Source organism: Bradyrhizobium sp. BRP23 (genome assembly GCF_020194135.1).
Lineage (GTDB): Bacteria > Pseudomonadota > Alphaproteobacteria > Rhizobiales > Xanthobacteraceae > Bradyrhizobium > Bradyrhizobium yuanmingense.
Genome location: NZ_JADYVW010000011.1, coordinates 41,671 through 59,074, shown reverse-complemented (window position 1 = coordinate 59,074; position 17,404 = coordinate 41,671). Strand labels below are relative to the sequence as shown.

At 55.9% G+C, this 17,404-nt stretch carries 12 protein-coding genes; 2 read left to right on the top strand and 10 right to left on the bottom strand.

The genetic code is table 11. The annotated features are described in order from the left end of the window. Positions 1 to 92 precede the first annotated feature (92 nt). Genes I6F24_RS27025 through I6F24_RS27010 form a run of 4 tightly spaced genes read right to left on the bottom strand, consistent with a single transcriptional unit; the run spans position 93 to position 4,782 of the window. A complete protein-coding gene (locus I6F24_RS27025) occupies positions 93 to 1,157 on the bottom strand; it encodes a hypothetical protein (RefSeq protein WP_225149702.1) in 1,065 nt (354 codons plus the stop codon). Between the two features lie 10 nt (positions 1,158 to 1,167). Then, a complete protein-coding gene (rpiA, locus tag I6F24_RS27020) occupies positions 1,168 to 1,851 on the bottom strand; it encodes a ribose-5-phosphate isomerase RpiA (RefSeq protein WP_225149703.1) in 684 nt (227 codons plus the stop codon). Continuing rightward, positions 1,844 to 2,962: a hypothetical protein gene (locus tag I6F24_RS27015; RefSeq protein ID WP_225149704.1), complete on the bottom strand. Its 1,119-nt coding sequence runs from the start codon at positions 2,960 to 2,962 to the stop codon at positions 1,844 to 1,846. Before I6F24_RS27015 ends, rpiA begins: the two co-directional genes overlap by 8 nt. Further along, the gene (locus I6F24_RS27010; RefSeq protein ID WP_225149705.1) at positions 2,959 to 4,782 is read right to left on the bottom strand and encodes a hypothetical protein; all 1,824 of its coding nucleotides are present in this window, start codon (positions 4,780 to 4,782) and stop codon (positions 2,959 to 2,961) included. Before I6F24_RS27010 ends, I6F24_RS27015 begins: the two co-directional genes overlap by 4 nt. A 217-nt stretch (positions 4,783 to 4,999) precedes the next feature. On the opposite strand from I6F24_RS27010, the gene I6F24_RS27005 reads away from it, so the two are divergent. Further along, positions 5,000 to 6,244 (top strand): endonuclease/exonuclease/phosphatase family protein, encoded by a 1,245-nt coding sequence (locus I6F24_RS27005; RefSeq protein ID WP_225149706.1) that lies wholly within the window; start codon positions 5,000 to 5,002, stop codon positions 6,242 to 6,244. Between the two features lie 750 nt (positions 6,245 to 6,994). On the opposite strand, the gene I6F24_RS27000 is transcribed toward I6F24_RS27005, so the two are convergent. Both I6F24_RS27000 and I6F24_RS26995 read right to left on the bottom strand, forming a co-directional pair. Continuing rightward, positions 6,995 to 8,032: a hypothetical protein gene (locus I6F24_RS27000; protein WP_225149707.1), complete on the bottom strand. Its 1,038-nt coding sequence runs from the start codon at positions 8,030 to 8,032 to the stop codon at positions 6,995 to 6,997. 246 nt (positions 8,033 to 8,278) lie between these two features. Continuing rightward, a complete protein-coding gene (locus I6F24_RS26995; RefSeq protein ID WP_225149708.1) occupies positions 8,279 to 9,109 on the bottom strand; it encodes a hypothetical protein in 831 nt (276 codons plus the stop codon). 1,040 nt (positions 9,110 to 10,149) lie between these two features. Between I6F24_RS26995 and I6F24_RS26990 the strand changes: the two genes are divergently transcribed. Continuing rightward, positions 10,150 to 10,449, top strand: a complete 300-nt coding sequence (locus I6F24_RS26990) for a 4-fold beta flower protein (RefSeq protein WP_225149709.1) — start codon at positions 10,150 to 10,152, stop codon at positions 10,447 to 10,449. Here I6F24_RS26990 and I6F24_RS26985 read toward each other — a convergent pair whose 3' ends face one another. From I6F24_RS26985 to I6F24_RS26970, 4 genes are all read right to left on the bottom strand, one after another. After that, positions 10,450 to 11,313, bottom strand: coding sequence for a DUF4435 domain-containing protein (locus I6F24_RS26985; RefSeq protein WP_225149710.1), 864 nt, complete (start codon positions 11,311 to 11,313; stop codon positions 10,450 to 10,452). 17 nt (positions 11,314 to 11,330) lie between these two features. Continuing rightward, positions 11,331 to 12,713 (bottom strand): AAA family ATPase, encoded by a 1,383-nt coding sequence (locus tag I6F24_RS26980; protein WP_225149711.1) that lies wholly within the window; start codon positions 12,711 to 12,713, stop codon positions 11,331 to 11,333. A gap of 720 nt (positions 12,714 to 13,433) precedes the next feature. Then, entirely contained in the window at positions 13,434 to 16,574 is a 3,141-nt protein-coding gene (locus I6F24_RS26975) for a type I restriction endonuclease subunit R (protein WP_225149712.1), read from the bottom strand. Continuing rightward, a complete protein-coding gene (locus I6F24_RS26970; protein ID WP_225149713.1) occupies positions 16,558 to 17,259 on the bottom strand; it encodes an abortive infection family protein in 702 nt (233 codons plus the stop codon). The genes I6F24_RS26975 and I6F24_RS26970 overlap by 17 nt, the downstream gene beginning before the upstream one ends. Positions 17,260 to 17,404: the final 145 nt, after the last annotated feature.

Genomic DNA, 17,404 nt, shown 5'->3' with positions numbered 1-17,404 from the left:
TGACATTGCGCAAAATTCTAGCGCAGGTGTGAAGCTTGCGGTGATATCGCCTTCAACCCACCTAGATGCTGAATACCTCCTAATCGAATCTTCTAAGTCTGTCGGAGGACGACCTGGATACCCAAGGCTTCAGCTCGAAGCGTCTGCGCGGCGGCAGACGGCGCGTTGCTATTTAGGAAGTCAACGATGTCTTTGATGTTGGCATAGGTCCGCACCTTTGCTTCGTACTCGGCTTTCAGCGCCCCGCCAGCAAGATTGAACAGGCTGTCGAGAACAACCTTAACCGGCAGCCTTTCCGACCAGAACCTGTCGGCATCAAAAAACACCATCGGACTAAACACGCCGCCAGACGATGATGCGTAGTAATTTTGTGCCGCGTCTTGGAACACCTCTTGAAGCGTCCCGGCGCGCCCGGGCGCATAAATGATGCCCTGAGTCGCGAGATAGAGAAGCACGTCTTCGCGGATACTGTTGAGGAAGTATTTGGCGATGTGGCTGGCCAACGGCGTGACCGGCTCGTGGCCATAATGCCATGTTGGCACCGCCAAACTCTCGCCGAGGGTTCCTCCGGTTCGTCTTAACTCGCGCATCAGTTGGTGCGCCGGAGCGGACCATTTGTGCAGCCGCTCAACTATGTCCCCGTCCCTATTGACTGTGCCGTCCTTCCTGATCACGTCGCCGGCATCGTGCGGCAGCTTCGGCTCTTTTGCGAGGAGCGCTATCGCATCATCCACGTCTTTTTGTTCTCGGCCCGCCATCAGCGCGCCGAGATGGGTCGCTTCCATGGCTCCCGGCCCGCCCCCGCTAGCCAATAGAAATCCATTCTCGCTCAACGTCTTTGAGAGTTCGACCACACTTCGATAAGCCGAAGAGCAGCGGTCCTCGCGATGGCCACCCATGATTGCCGCAACGCGCTTGCGGCCTTTCAGAAACGCACCCATTGCTTGCAAGATGGAGTTGTCGTGGAGTGCCTCCATCATGCCAGCGTGTGGATCCTCCGGCGTCGCACGGCCATGTTTCACGAAGTACTGAAATGTCTTGAAATCCGCCATTTCGAGCATGCTTTCAGGATCACCCAGAACGAAGCCCTGAGAGATTTCGCCTGAGGTGTATAGGTCCGTTCGGATGGGCTGAAAGGGAAGCTGCTCTCTCGCCACGACGTCTCTCCTACGTTTGTCGATTTATGACTTCCACTTCGCTGCCGCGAGCGATCACAGCCGCGTCGATCTCATTAAGAAAGAGTCCGTGCTCGACAACGCCTGGGATGGCGTCGAGAGCAAGCGCGAGGCGCTGCGGGTCCGCGATGCTTTCGAAAGGTAGGTCAAGGATAAAATTTGCCTGGTCGGTCCGAAAGGGGACACCGTTGCGAACACGTACCTCTGGAGTGACCCCCAGGCAGGCAACGGCGCTCTTGACCCAGGAGATTGCGAAGGGAATAACCTCGAGCGGCAGCTTAAATTTCCCTAGCGTGGCGACCGGCTTGCTGGAATCGACAATGATGATCACACGCCGCGATGCTGCTGCCACGACCTTCTCGCGCAACAGAGCACCACCGCCACCCTTGATCGCCGTCAGGCCAGGCGTGATTTCGTCGGCGCCGTCAATCGTCACATCCACTTCTGCTACATCTTCAAACGAAAGGACATTCATGCCGACCTGGCGGGCCAGAGCATCCGAGGCGTTCGACGTTGCAACAGCGGTGATCGTTAGACCTCTGGCCACCCGCCGTCCGAGTTCGCGTATCGCATAGACCGCAGTGCTACCAGTGCCCAGCCCCACCAACATACCGCTCTCAACTTCGTCGACCGCACGCAGCGCGGCGAGCGCCTTCTCGGCCTCAAGGTCAGCCATTTTCCGTGAACCATTCATGGTAAGTCGCCGCGAGGTCGTCCTGACCTGCAGCTCGCGCCGCCGCGATCTCCGCTGGCAGTCTCTTCAGAAGCGCTTCAGCGCGCGCGACCCGTTGTGGGTTCAAAGCCTCGTTCTCGTCGTTCGTGGCCTCGGGCCCTAGATTAACCCCCAGCAAAGATATTCTATGAGCCGCGAGAACTACGAGGCGAGCATGCTCGACCATACCTGGCGTAATCTCGTCTGGTGATACTCTTAGCAACTGCCAGGGGATGACCTTTCCCTCGCGTTCAAGGAGCTGGAACATACTGGCGGCATCGCGCGCGATGACCTTTCCGATCGAAGCGTTCTTGATGGCTGGATCCTCCGCCAGGCGCTCCTCAAGGTAGGACCAGTCTCCGCGCGGCTCATGGCGAATGCCGCGATGCTCGCGCGGAATGTGATGCACCACAAAGTTCACCGCACGCTCCACCCAGTCGATGGGGTGCTCGGGGCTACCCTGGTGATGCGCGGAAAATCGATGAGCATCCATCGCGTTCTGCACGCCGTCCTTGGCATCGCCCCATTTATACATTGATGCCGAAATGTTCGGATTAAAGAAGCCGACATTTACCCAACTACCCTCGTCGAGCGATCCGATATAGTCGCGATACCATTGGTGGGCGTTCGGCGTGCTTGCGAGCTTCTCCTGCAAGTGCTTGGCGAGAACAAGCTCATCCATATCGTGATTTGCTACGTTGCGCGGCTGGCCAAGCGCGTCATGCACCACGACCAGGTCACGCGCGTGGGACCATGATAGGATCATGCCACGACGCCACTCCCTCTGGTCGATCGGAGGCGCGTCGGCCAAACCTCTCGCGGCCAGGAACTTTCCAGCCTCTATCGTCCTCTCGATTCGACCCAATACCTCTTGGGGGACCTGCTTCTCAATGCGCGCATCGAAGTCCGCGCTCGAGATGCTATCGTCCGGCCCGGTGACATCGAAGATACAGGGGTGCCTTGCCGCCAGCCTGGTCCCATCCATTTTGGGATCCGCGTGCCGCGGAATTTGATAAGTTCTCCCCGCCGGGTCGGTACCTTCATAGTAACCGCGAACTCCCGGAGGCACGCTCATGGCATGATCTCGTAGAGTTGGGTGATGTCATTCTTGTCCAGAAGTCCCCTGACTCTAACGACGAATTCTTTCCAATCGTCCGCGCGCGCGGCTCCGACTGGGGCGTCGCCAGACGTAGCCACAACCCGCCTAGCCTGATCGAGCACCGGGTGGCCTGTCGCGACAGGAGCAACCGGCAATTTGCCGATCTCTTCTACAAGAGCAAGAACCCCCTCTTCTTGTCGGTCGCGCATAAGCTCGAACAGTCGGATTCGTTTGTTGTTGAGTCGCGACGGCAAGGTGCCCTCGAAATACATGCGATCGAGCTGTGCCAGCAGGGCGGCACCGCGGCCAAACGGTGTGACTGCAGCCGCGTCGCGAACGTTCAGAACCTCGCGAATCCGCTCCGCCTTGAGCTGACCGCGGAGGCCCGAATCAGGGTTATAATCATGCAGACTTGTACCGATGCCGACGCCGTCCACGCCGATAAATGTGCAAGTTTGCATGTGAGGCGGCTGCAGTCCCGCGGAGACATAAGTCTCAAGGCCGCGTTCATGGGCGAAGTGAATCAGTTCCACAAACGTTGCAAATGGGAGCTGGTCAATAATCGGCACGCTCGGCTCCAAGTTCGATGATCCGTCCCAAGTGACCTTTTCGAAGCGACCCGCTTCAGCAAGCTCTATCGCGAGACGCGCGACAGCCCCCTTGTCGGTCACCTCAATCGGCGTTCCATCGCGATCATCGATGAGTCCGAGATTGATGTTGAACGCGGCGGACAGATACTGCTTCGTAGGGTCCCGCACGGCGTTGCCAGCGACAGCTCGCATGAAGTCAATCGCCTGCGTCGCGGTCATCCGCTCGATACCGATCTTGCAGTCCGCGATACCATTAGCAAACATCGCGCTGCAGGCGCTCGCTGTCATATGGACGCTCTTGAGCAGGTCGCGCTTGACGTCGCCGCTCTCGAACACGGGCCGTCCGATGTAGGCCGTGCAAGGGACCGCCATGCCGGCATGCAGTCGGACCCGCGCGGCATTCACCGTAGCAGGAAGACGATAGGGCTCGAGCTTTTCGCGATCCCTCTCTCCGTCGCGATCGATGTGCTCGATATGCACGACGGTGCCATCCAAGAGTTGAGTGGAAGCGCAGGTCACGTTTACATGCCCATCGCCCGGGTTGGCGACGGACAAGTTTGTCTGATGAGTGCGAAAGCCATAGACTCCGATCGGCCGGAACGCGGATGGGATCTGGACGCCACGATCGAGCAAACGGTACGCGGCGAGGACTGCAGAATGCTCGTCCTGGGTCAGCGATCTTCCTTTGCGACGGTTGAGCGCAATCATGTTAGAGACGCTCGCCACGAAGGTCTGGTCGGCAATATCCGATTGCAGCGCCTCCTCTGGTACGCCGTCAGATTGCTCGGGCACATGACCGGCACAGATAAAAATTGTTTCACCCATACTCCGGAGCGAGAATGCGTCCGGCTCCGCACTATCGTCCGACACTCCGTAAAGCTTTAGAATCTCGCGATAATTCGTAACCAGTTCAGGCGTCTTATCCTGATCAAGGATCGCGAAGGCTAGTGCCGCAGTTCTCTCCACCTGCTCGCGAATCTGCGGAAACTTGGTACCAGACTCAAGACTGAGCATATGCACCTCATCCGCAAGCTCCTCGAGCGTCATCAGCTTGATTAGAGGGGGCGGCACGCGCTTCACGAAGCCGCCCGCCGCTCTACTTTCTTCGATGTCGTGCGCCTGCTTGATACGCCTTTTTGCTTCTTCAAGAGCCAGTCTGCGAAATTCGCCAGCTGAGATCGGCCTTTCGGCAGCAGCGTGGTTCATTCAGAAATCTCCCCCGCCCTTCCGATCCTGTAAACCGGCGCTCAAACCTAGAAGGCCGCCAATCAATGGATCGACTCATTATATGAATTGCCAACATTCAACCGTTCGTTCTAAATTCTCTGGAAAATAGTATATCGCCTTGCATTCTACCTTAGCAATTCCCGTTTTGACAAGCTGAAAGCCGACCTTCCATTGATCAAGTACTCGGAGAGCCCGGATGCGCATAATGCTCGCTATTGCGATTGCCACATTGATAAACAGTGTAGCCAGCGCGCGCGACCTAACAATCGCCACTTGGAATCTCGGCTGGCACATGAATCAGACCGAAGCCAAAGATTGGATTAAGGACTGCGGGCAGCTCTTCGCTCTGAATGCAACAAGCGGCCTGTGGGAGCCGTCCACTACGGGGGCAACGAAGACTGGATGGGAGTTGACGTGGGGACGTGACGCGAAGATCAAATGGGATATTGCGGCGAAGCCGCCGTGCGATGTCTACAAGTCGAACTTTCAGACGATCCCAGTTACGGAGACCGCCTATAGAAAGCGAGCGGAGCAGATCAAAAATTTTATCTCGGCAAGTCTGAACATCGATGTGCTTGCTTTCCAGGAGGTAAGCGGCGAAGACGCCGTTCGGGACGTCCTTCCCAACGGTGGCGCCGATTTCGAAATCTGCTCTTTTCAAAGCTTCAAAGTGCAACGCATGGCGATCGCCTGGAAGCGGACGCTCGGCTCTGCTTCCAATTGTGCGATTGAAGGCACCATGTCACTTCCGCAGTTGGAGCAGAGCGATCAAGTGCGGCCCGGCTTGTCATTGATGCTACACATCGACGGGAAGCCGCTCAGGATCATAACGGTACATCTCAAGTCGTCCTGTGTTAGTCCTCTTGAAGATCGCGGCAAGCTCGATGGCAACTCTGAAGCATGTAAAATTCTCCAACAGCAGGTGCGTCCCCTAGAAGCCTGGATCGAGGCCAAATCGTCAGGCGTTCCAGTTGTGGTCATGGGGGATTTCAATCGCAATCTATCACACGAGAAGAACAAGATCGTTCAGTCGGCTGTCCGAACGGACGGCAGCGACCCAAAAACACCATTAACTGAACAGACGAGGGTCCGCAGTTTATATGGTGAGGTAAACGACCATTCACCTGCGGACAGCTCTCTAGTGCTGTTAGAGCCTGATTGTCCCGTGAACCAAGCTGCACAGGAAATCTGTTCTCGGTCAAAGAGCGAGTTCCTCAACCAAAATGCCTTGAAGCCGCTAACTCGCGCGGATAGCCTTGGTTGCCGCAATCCCATTGGCCTAGATCAAATCATGATCAGCACGCAGATCTCTGCGAAAGGGGCTGCATCTAAGGTATCGATCGGTCGTTTCGGAGGAACACGTCCCGCCAATCAGAATAGGCCCGATCCCCTGCTTGCGATTTCAGATCATTGTCCTCTGATGGCCACAATCACTTTTTGATTGCTGGTCCCGCACTTTGGCGTTGCGAATCCGAAGCATCATCTCAGCCGCGGAATGGTGGATCGCGCATTGCGGCTAGAAGAGGAAGCATCTAGGATCTTGATCACTCTCTCACGCGCGGTTCGCGATCCGCGGTGCAATAAAGTCTTGAGCACTTGAAACTGGTCTTTAGGAATCGCGGCTGACGACGCTTTCATCGCGAAACCAATCAGCTTCTGGCGGCCAGCCAACGAGCACTGAGCGCGTGAACTGAGTTAGAAGAGGTCACTTGTAGAAGCCGCCGTAGAAATTCCGCCCGCCCTTCAGACGCTCATACGAAAGTTTGTGTGATCTCAATCGATTGGCCTGCAGAGTGTGGAAGATTGGATATCCTCGCCGAAGCGGACCAAGGGCCGAGGAGTCCGCCTCTATCCGCGAGAGCGGTGGCGTTAGGTTGAGATCAAGGGCGACCTCTTTGAGGCAACTCTGCGCCTCGGACAAATTGCTATGGTGTAGCAACGGTCAACCTTAGCTCCCGAGTTGTCCGACATTCTCTTCTAACTGAGGGCTTGAAGAGCATGCATTCCCGCTCTTGTCAGTTGCACCATTAATTAGTTCTTTTGGCAAGTGTGGTGCAAAAGGCGCTCACGGCGGTTGTCGTCTCGAATGTTTGAGAGATGCCAATCCGAAGTTGGCACTGTTCGCATTCCAAAGCGTTCTCTAGACTTCGAAGGCCCTTGTGGTGTCCTTAGAGGTCCGTACGCTTAAAGTCTAGGAACGTCTCCCTCCATCGGGGGAAGAAATCTTCCACCTCTGGTTCAGCAGTTCCGAAAGATTGGCGGATTCGACGACCGTCAGATTTGACATCGCATTCGCTAGCCTAAGCAAATTGCTTTCAGATTTGCCAGCCGTTGAGAAGAAGATCGCCCGATCCTCTTCCTTGGTCAGGTTGAAGCGGGCCATATGGTGATCCGAGGCCGCGACATCCGCGGAAAACAGCTTGTAAGCGAGTTTACCGTCAAAGCCGACCTCAGCTATAACAGCTGAGAAGCCCTTGTCGTAGCAGTCCTTGAGCACTTTCATATTCGTCGAAGGAAAGCTGTCCTTGAATTTCGTATTGAAGGGCGGCCTGAAGTAGCGAATGAGCGCCGCCTCGAAGAGGCTCACCCGCTCCTTCTCATCAGTACCAAACAGCTTGTCTAGTCCGGCCTTTATCCGTACCGCACCCTGCGCTTTGTCCTGGGCCTTCGGATCGAACACGGTGATCACACGTGTCCCCGGCACGACTTCGAGCAGGAGAAGTTCGAGACGGTAACCCTCTGGCACACCGCTGACCGCGATCCTCTGCAGCGTCTCGTGCTTGAGGAGCCGGTCCAGAGCACTACGGGAGCCGTCCTCACCATATGCTTGACCGATGTATTGAATGTCAAAATGAAGGCAGTCGTGGGTACGCGACATGTTCTGGAATATATCATCATCGGACACCCACCCACGCGGTCCCCGGTCATCGAAGAGACACCAAGCTCCATTCTCTTCCTTGAGCTTCATGTCTTCGGGAAGGGGCCAACTGACCTCGTAGGTCTTGCCAAGCACCTTCGTCGAGATGAACAGGGTCTGTTCTGATAGCCGGGCGTCTTCAAGAGTCATCTTCGGCACTTTGCCGATAAGATAGATGTGGCACCGCTCAATCACCGGCATGAGGGGCTTGAGTGCCTCCTTGTCATAGATAGTGCGAGCGGGAAAAAGCGAATAGCTGTCAGCGTAAAGGCTCAACGCAAGTTCAACGTTGAACTTCTTGTCTTCCAACATTAGACTGTCTCCAATAGCACGTTCAGCAAATCTTCAGCCCAGATCGGGACCACCGAACGCGCGCCTTGTCTTGCGTGCTCGCAGCGCGGCTGCCATGACCGCCATAAATCTTACACGCCAGCCACGCTGCTCGATGCAACACTGTCGCGCAGGCTGCGCGCCCCGTAGCGAGAAATGGTACAGCAGATTAAGAAGGTCAGGCGAGACTAGACGAGAGCGGTTCGTTCATTGCCGATTGCAGTGAGCTCAACTCCCTGGTCCATTCAAGACGATCGGAATCCAGTTGCTAGGTATCTGCATTTCGCGAAAAATGGCTTCGACTTCGTCCTGCGTGTAGAACGGTCCTTTCTGGTAAAAGACCGCATAGAAGTTCCTCCAGTCGAGGTGCCCGCCGTATCCGAGGACGTCCGCGCAGACCTCATCGATGTAAGACTTCATGTCTTCTCTCGATCTCAGATACTTGTACTCGACTGCGGCAAGTAGTGACGGAATTCCTATGTCGGGCTGGTAGGTTTTAAAGCTCTTCGCAATAGTAGTTTCCTTGCGTGCGTCGCTGAACGCGAGCTTGAGGATTTCAAGTATTGCGTTTCTCACCGCGGCTTCGCGATCCGGTTTTTCGGCGGCTCTCTCAATCACCTTTGCCGTGTTGCCCAACAGCGTACGAAGGACGCTCAGTCCTGTTACGGCACCACTGAGCGCGAGAGCACCTAGAGGCTCATACAGATTCCACACCTCGGCCAGCGCCGGGCAATACTGCTCCCCCGCGGCGGTACTGTACCTAAGCGAGATGAGCTTTGTAGTACCGTCAAAGGCTTCTCGTTTCTTCTGTATACTCCTTGCAGTGTCGGGCATCCGCAATCGCTCGGCCAGCATCTGGCATTCGTGAAATGCGGTGTCGATGAGATGTGTCAGTCGTTCTTCGGCTTCATGGAGTTCGTCGTTGTCGAGATCGTCGAGCTGTTCAGCCGTGCTTGTTTCAACGATTCCAATGTAGTTGCGCTCGGCTTTAGCGGCTGAATCGAGAATGTCGGCCAATCTACTGGCAAGCAGTTGTTCTTCGCGTCCGACGGTTGACAATCCCGCGTCTCCTCAATGTCCCGGAGATCGGCTCGGGCCCGGCCCCCGCGATATGGCGTTTGCCGCTATCGATATAAACGATGCATCCGGTTCGGCAACCAAGGAGTGAAACCGAAAGAGCGAGGAACGTGCAGGCATCGCAATTGATGAGGCGCCCGCAGCGGCAGGCGTGGCATAACCCGCAGGATGTGCGGGTATTCACGTAGACCCGTTCCTCGACCTTGATTGACCTTAACCAAGCTGCCCACCTCCACGACACCACCGGCGACGTCCAACCGGAATCTTAGACGCCGCCCTGAGCACAGGGAGCATGAGGTAGGGGGGCCGCGGAAAGCTCCTAGGCCCGCGCCTTTTGGGCATTCAGCATCGTCCGCGAACGAGCAGTATGCGATGTTTCTTCGCACTTCCCGAACATTGGGAAGTCGGCACCTTCATACGCGCCATTGGTCAATCACTTTTAGACCTGAAGGGGAGGAGCTATCGCGACCGACCGCGCACCGGCCATCTTGATGCCCAAGGTGTCTGGGACGGAGGCGCCATACGCTATTCCCGATCAGCACCATTGTACTCTCCCCTGCTGCGAGATGATCGAGAGCCACACGCAGGAGGGCTCGCCGATCAACCGCTTGATTTCTGTGCGGTTTTCAGCGCTCCTCGCGCACCCCGTACGCGAGCGGTTGTGCGCCCTATCTGCAGTTTTGGACCCAAACATTAGTTCGCGCAGCCCCTCCCCCTTCAGGTCACAAAACCGCGAACATCACTGCATCAGAGAGATCCGGCGTGTAGGATGAGAGAGTCCTATGCAACCCACTATATGATTGCAAACAAAGGATTATCTCTTTACCCGTCTAGAGAAGCTTGGATCATAGGCTCTCAAGTTCCCAGGCGGTCTTGATCATTCTTTCGGAAAGCCAATTAGCGCCCACAGGAACCAATGCTCTCCGGCCTGGTCGAAGATCAACGGACGGCGGTCAAACAGCAATAGAAGCTTGCATCTAGAGCATCAGTTTTTAAGATCAAGGAGCACAGGCAACAGGATCATGACGACTTACGTCTACAACGCACAGGGAAACGCGGTGGGTTTCGTCCGCGGCCGTTTTATTCACGACCTTTATGGTCGACCGGTTGGTCAATTGAACGGAACACACGTGCACGAATTGTCTGGCTCTTACGTCGGTGAATTGCACGAGAACACGATCATACGGCGGGGCAGCTACAATCCCGGCAACATTGGCAATCCTGGAAATCCAGGCAATCCTGGGAGCCCCGGCAATCCCGGGAATCGTGGTGTCCGCAGCTTTGGCGCTCCGGTCGTAACCGAACGGCTGTTTGGGCGGTAGTTACACCGGCCGCTCAGTCCGTCTATCGCTCAAAGACGACTTCAGAATAACGTATGGAAGATTTTCGTCTTGCCAGGCGAGGATCGCAACAAAAATCGAGGACGCCAAGAAATCCTCGTCAGAATAAGCTAAGCGGATGTGAATCTCGACCTCGCTCCCCCAAGTCTGTTGGATTTTTCGGTCTCCAAGCCGCGACTGCAGCGCAAGGCCAAGCATAGCTAGAAAATCATGACCGTTGGTCAGTTGAAGCTTGTCGAACTCCTTCTTCACATGGTTCAGCACAAGCGTTTTCAAGGATGCAGCCTTGGCCGCATGCGGGCCAATCGCTACGCTGTCGATCAAGAGATCGATGTCTACGGCAGCGTCTTTCGATATTTCATGATGCTTCACCCGCTTCATAGGCAGCTTAACATTTTGGGTGACGCTGATGTAGCGAAGGACAGATAGTGGTTTCGCGCATTGATGGATGAAATCGCAGATGGCCTCAATCCCTCCCATTGCTTCGCATTTATCTGCATGGGCCACCTCGGCCAAATATCTCTGGAGAACTCCCTTGCAGGCCCAATCCATGTCGAAGTCATGACCATCTGAGTAGATTACGCCTTCATGTTCCACGAGGGTAGAATTCAGCCTGTCGAAATCTGCATCTGCCAGACCAAGCACGCCAGGGAATCCCTCATCGTACAGAATAGCGATTGCCCCAAGTAGATTGCCTCGACCGAAGCAATTCACAACAGAACACCGGGCCGGATCCAAGAATCGCAAAAATCGCTTGATGTCTCTGTCGCCCTCAAGCAGCAAGAACGATCCTTTATGCACCTGCCGCTCTAGTCTGATTTCCTGGGCAATATCGTATTCATCCATGAACTCCGCGATAGAAATCATTCTTCGTCTACCTTACCGAGCTCGACTACAAGATCATTCCACCGGCTGATCAGTTGAGGCGAATGAGTAGCCAAAATCACGTCAAACTGATTGAGCGCAATGATCCGTTGCAGATCCAGAATGAATTTTTTTTGCCAGGCAACGTGAAGGGACAGTTCGGGTTCATCGATCAGAATTAATGCATTCTCACGCAACTCAAACAGCAGCTCAAAGAAAAGAACCAGTTGGTGCTGCTCACCGGACGAAAGAGCGTCTAGAGGAATACGCTGATTTCGAAATGTGATCTCAAAGCCACTCTCTTTACTAACCACTACATCTTTGGAAGAAAAACGCTCTCTGATGAGCTCGGAAAACAATTCGATGCGGGTTTGCAGTTTTGTGAGAACGTCGAGTTTCTGCTCTGTGTCTTGAGCGAAAACGCTAAGCACACGCGAAATGGCGTCCGGAAGATTTCCTTCAGGCAAGGTAACAGGATCATCGATCTCCGAGTCCAATATGCCCGCCAACATCAGGCTGGCGCGCTTCTCGTCCTGCATCGCGAGCCGGGCCTTTAGATTCTCGGGGTCCAGAATCGATTGCAGGTTGATGACCCGTTTCGGAAATGATCGATCTAGGGATTGCGACAGAGCAGCATAGGCGGTTAGGTCCTTCGCAATAATCGTCTTCAGTAATTGCGCTTTCCGGGCGATAGCTAAGCTCGACCGCTGCGTGCGACTGGAGCGATAGGGCGCGTCATCGACCTCGTCCCTGAGGATCAGCAGTCGCTGTGTCTCAATCAAATGGCAATCAATGTTGCCGACCAATCTTCCCAGGACGGGTGGCATTTCTCCATAAATAGCGTGCCGGAACCCTTGCGGGAGAGCAGACGAGAAGGCTTCGACGGCCTCAAGATAGGTGTAAGACGCACCCGTATAGTCGTGCACATACTGATTCAGGCTGCGCCGCGTCAAATAATTGATGTAACGCTCCAACGGCAGAGTTCGGATGATCTTTGGATCTGTCGGCCCCGGGCGCCAGTCAAATGCCTCGCCTGTTGGATGCTCCACCTTGAAGACGATGCCGAGGGAAGTTGCGGCTTCTTCCCCCTCTTCCGACCTAGGTTCATGAGAGATAGTGACCCGAAAACCAGACTCGAAACGATAGTGCACCGATTCGAAATCTAGGTCGGAAAAGAACGACCACTGCTGCGTGAAAAGCGAATTGATGAGGCGAAGGCAGATTGTCTTTCCGCTGCCATTTGGCGCAATGATTGCTGTGACGCGCTGGTTGAGGTTGAGCGGGATGCGATATGTGAACGCGCTGAAAAGACCGCGGACCTCGAAATAGGCCAATCTATCGTGCGCGGCCGACCTTGACGTGCTAACCGTTGGCTGAGCCATGCTGTCCTCCCCCAACCACTAGTTGACGAAACGAAGCAAAGAGAGTCAACCTGAAATTACCTTCGCTTTAGGCTGCCTGACTTGATGCTGGCCAGAGCTTCCGGTCCAAGAGATGTCACCAGCAACGTTTGCGACCCACAAATGGTCGGCCGAGGCACGTTGCCTCGGCTCAGAGCGGCCTGCATTGAAACCTTCGACGGAAAGCAGTGTTTATCGCCAGCTTATGCACCGATTTGGGCCGTCCGATCAGGGCATAGGTACATGCCTAATGCTAGGGAGGCAGAAGGCAGCTCGAGAGAATTATACGGGAGGCTAATGCCTTGCCTATCCAGACAACGCGCTCGGGTCATTGCTCAACTTTACAGCCATCGCTCCTGGCTACAGCGCCGTCTTGCATGGCTGCGGCAGGAGTTGCGTCAGTCCACTCCGGCGAGCAATGATCAGCCGCGGCGTTAGCCTCCCGCAACAGAGCGCCCGATTCTCTTCCGGCCCTGCCTACGACTAAGAAGCACACTAGCGTGCGCAGTCAGCTGCAGCACTACGGCAGAAAGTTCTATCATCTATGCGCGAATGTTGCCCGCTCTACAATTAGTAGCTTGTCACCGTAGATTCTTCCCCCGCCTTCATCGGCCTGCCCGAATATGACGTCTTTACAAGAGCTTGCTCTCCCGGTGTGACGGAGCGGTGATCCGCCCCCGAGGGTAGGTCGTCCCTGCTCGTCTAAATCGCCCAGCTCGCAGACAAAGCTTCCGCCTGCCGAAGTACAGTCTGTACAGCTCCGTCCTGAAGATCGGGTGGGTAGCCGTGTTTGCGCAGTATTCGTTTTACTAAGAGGCGCATCCGGGCTCGCGCACTTTCACGGCGTGACCAGTCCACCGAAACGCTGCCCTTGAGGCTGATGAGAAGTTCGTGGGCGATTAGTTTGAGCGAATCGTTCCCCATGAGTTCGACGGCGCTTTCGCTTTCAGCCAGGGCATCATAGAATGCTATTTCATCTTGCGATAAACCTTCTTCTTCACCGCGCCTGCGGGCGGCGCGAACCTCCTTCGCAAGATCGATCAGTTCTTGCAATACCTCGACGGTGCTGATCGCGTTCATGTGGTAGCGGGCGATGGCAGATTCTAGGCGTTCTGAAAAGCGCTTGGTTTCGACGACATTCGTTTTGCTGCGCGAGCGGATTTCATCATTCAGCAGCTTACGCAGCGCCTCAAGGGCGAGGTTCTTCTTTTCGAGTTGTTGAACCTCGGCAAGGAACTCATCGGACAGGATCGAAATGTCGGGCGTCTTGATGCCGGCGGCAGTGAGAATATCGACGATCTCCGTTGAGGCAACCGCGCGATCCAATATCTGTTGAATCGCAAACTCTCGATCGGCTGTGCTCTTCCCGACCCCGTCTGCCGATTTCACAAGCGCGGCGCGAACGGTTTGGAAGAAGCCGACGTCATCACGGATGGCTCGGGCCTCATCGCTGGCAGACGCCAACGCGAAAGCCTTGGAGAGCGCGAGCACGGCATCTTGATACCGACGCCCCTCGCGCCGCTTGCCTTCTACAGTGGCTTCCTTGGCTGCGGCTTCGTGCTGGCGGGTAAGTATCCACTCAATTGCCTCGGCAAGCACAATAAGCCGCTCGTGAGGTGTGCCCGCCAAGCCGCGCGCGTAGTCGAAGCCGTGATATATCGACTTCACGACTTCGAACTTCTCAAGCAGCATGGCAACTGCCTCGGCTTCGTCGATCCCGGCCTGACGCTGGTCTGAACCGGAATACTGGCCAAGAGCGTTTTTGAGATTCTGGGCGATCCCAATGTAGTCGACGACTAGGCCGGCCGGCTTGTCGCGGAACACGCGGTTCACACGGGCGATCGCCTGCATAAGCCCGTGGCCCTTCATTGGCTTGTCGATATACATCGTGTGCATCGACGGCGAATCGAAGCCGGTCAGCCACATGTCGCGGACGATCACGAGCTTGAGCGTGTCCTTCGGGTCTTTCGCTCGCTTCGCCAAGAGATCGCGCCGCGCTTTGGTTCCGATATGCGGTTGCCAGCTTTGCGGGTCGGCCGCTGACCCGGTCATCACGACTTTGACCGCACCCGCAGGATCGTCATCGCTGTGCCAATCGGGCCGAAGCGCGATAATTTGGCTGTAGAGCGCGACACAAATGCGGCGGCTCATGCAAACCACCATGGCCTTGCCGTCCATAGCGGCGACGCGATCTTCAAAGTGTCGCACTAGATCGGCCGCGACCATGGCAAGCCGTTTCTCCGAGCCTACCAGCGCTTCAACCGTCGCCCACCTGCGCTTGATTCGCTCTTGTTCGGCTATAGCTTCGTCTTCGGTCAGCTCCTCGATTTCAGCATCGATCTTTGGCTTCTCCTCGTCTGGAATCTCAATACGCGCAAGGCGACTCTCGTAGTAGATTGGAACGGTGGCGCCGTCTTCCACCGCCCGGCTGATGTCGTAAACGTCGATGTATTCGCCGAACACTGCAGGCGTGTTCACATCGTCCTTCTCGATGGGCGTTCCGGTGAACCCGATGAAGGATGCATTGGGAAGCCCGTCGCGCAAATATTTTGCGAAACCATAGGCGATTTCGCCCGTCTTCTGCTCGATCCGGGCTCGAAAGCCATATTGGCTCCGATGCGCTTCGTCGGCAATCACGACGATGTTTCGTCGCTCAGACAAGATCGGATAGACCGACTCGCCGGTTGCGGGCGAAAACTTCTGAATCGTCGTGAAAATCACGCCGCCTGAGGCGCGGCTTAGCGCTGATTGCAAATCATCGCGGCTGTCGGCTTGGATAGGTGTTTGCCGGATCAGATCGCGGCACATTGAAAACGTGCCGAATAGTTGATCGTCGAGATCGTTGCGGTCGGTGATGACCACGATTGTCGGATTTTCAAGCTCGGGACGGCGCACGAGCTGCCCGGCATAGAACGCCATCAAAAGGCTCTTGCCCGAACCTTGCGTGTGCCAGATCACGCCGACCTTTCGATCACCCTGCGGCGCCGAAGCTTCGACTGTCTTATCCACGGCGTGCCGCACGGCGTGGAACTGGTGATAGCCCGCGATGATCTTCGCGAGGCCAGATCCCGTTTCGCCGAACACCGTGAAATCGTGCAGCAGATCGAGCAGGCGGCGACGGTCAAACACGCCTTCAATCAGGATGTTGAGTTCGGGCTGGCCCTTCGTGGCGCTGAGTTTGCCGTCGGTGGTGCGCCAGGGCATAAACCGCTCCTGATCGGCAGTCAGCGAGCCCACTCGCGCCGTGACGCCATCCGAAGTGACAAGAACGGCGTTCGTTCTAAAAAGCGAAGGAATTTGCGCCTTGTAGGTCTGAAGCTGGTTGTATGCGCCGCTAAGCGCGGCGTCCCCGCCGCCAGGCGCCTTAAGCTCTATTACGCCTAGCGGCAGGCCGTTGATGAAGACGACGATATCCGGCCGGCGGTTGACGTTGCCTTCAACCACTGTGAACTGACCGGTAGCCAGCCAGTTATTTGCGGCGAGATCATCGAAATCGATCAGACGGACCTTGTCCCCCCGGATCGTGCCGTCCTCGCTGTAGAACTCGACATCGACCCCCTCGACCATCAGCTTGTGTAGGCGGCGGTTCTCTTCGACGAGCGACGGCCTCTCTGTCGCCAGGACCTTCCGTAAGGCATCTCCGCGCGCCTCTGGCGGAATCGCTGGGTTGAGTCTTTCGATAGCGGCGTTCAGGCGCTTGATAAGAACCACGTCGGCGTAGGCTTCCCGTTCAGGCGCCTTTCCGTCGGGGCCGATTTCGCCGTCCGCGGCGATCGCGTAGCCGAGGCCGGCTAGTTGATCGAGCAGCACCTGCTCCAGGGCGGCTTCAGAAAGATAAGCCATTTTCGACCTCCGCGTCTTGAGGCGCAGCGGCCTTCGCTTCTTGGCAAGCGTTCAACACCAATTTGTAAGCCTCGCGATCCAACTCGAAAAGCAACTGCGAGACTGGCGCGGCAAGTTCTATTTCTTCACGCGGATGCGGCCCGGGCAAGACAATGTAGAGATGCGGTACGCCGTCTTCATCCATCTCGCCTCGAAGCCCTGCTAACGAATCGATGATCTCGTTTGTGGTCTTGAAGCGTTCGTATGGTTCCTTGCTCGAAACCGCGTCCAATTCCCGTTCCAGATAGGCTTCGTGAAGAAACGTGACGATCGCGTCGGCAGCCAAGAGCGCAGCACGCCGATGATGGGTCGATAGCTTCGCTATAAAACCATCTTTGCCGTGGCTCATCGTCCCGGCCTTGTTCCGCAGATCGCCTAACGTGGTCGTGAGTTTGTGGTGTTGGGATATGAGCTTCTTGAATGCTTCGTCGCGGACTTCGCTTAGCTCAAGTACCCTGACCGCTGCGCTTACCCATGCGCCGAATGCCGGATTTTCTTCGGCGGGCTTTACCGGACTGGTCGGATTGTCGAGATTATCTACTATCACGCGACATGCACATTCAACGATAGCCTTTGCGGCATCTATGCAGCCGTCGCTGTTCTCAGAGAACTCCCGCTCTAAAGATTTGAACGTATGTTGAAGCATTGGCGCGTGACTCCAATGCCCACAGAAGGAGCGAATGCCGGGATACCAATCTGCTGACATCGCGACCACCTCTCCCTACGTCGCGAGCCGCTGGCGGTGCTGCTTTATCGTAAAGAGCGCGGCGGCTTCTGACTGGGTGAGCCAG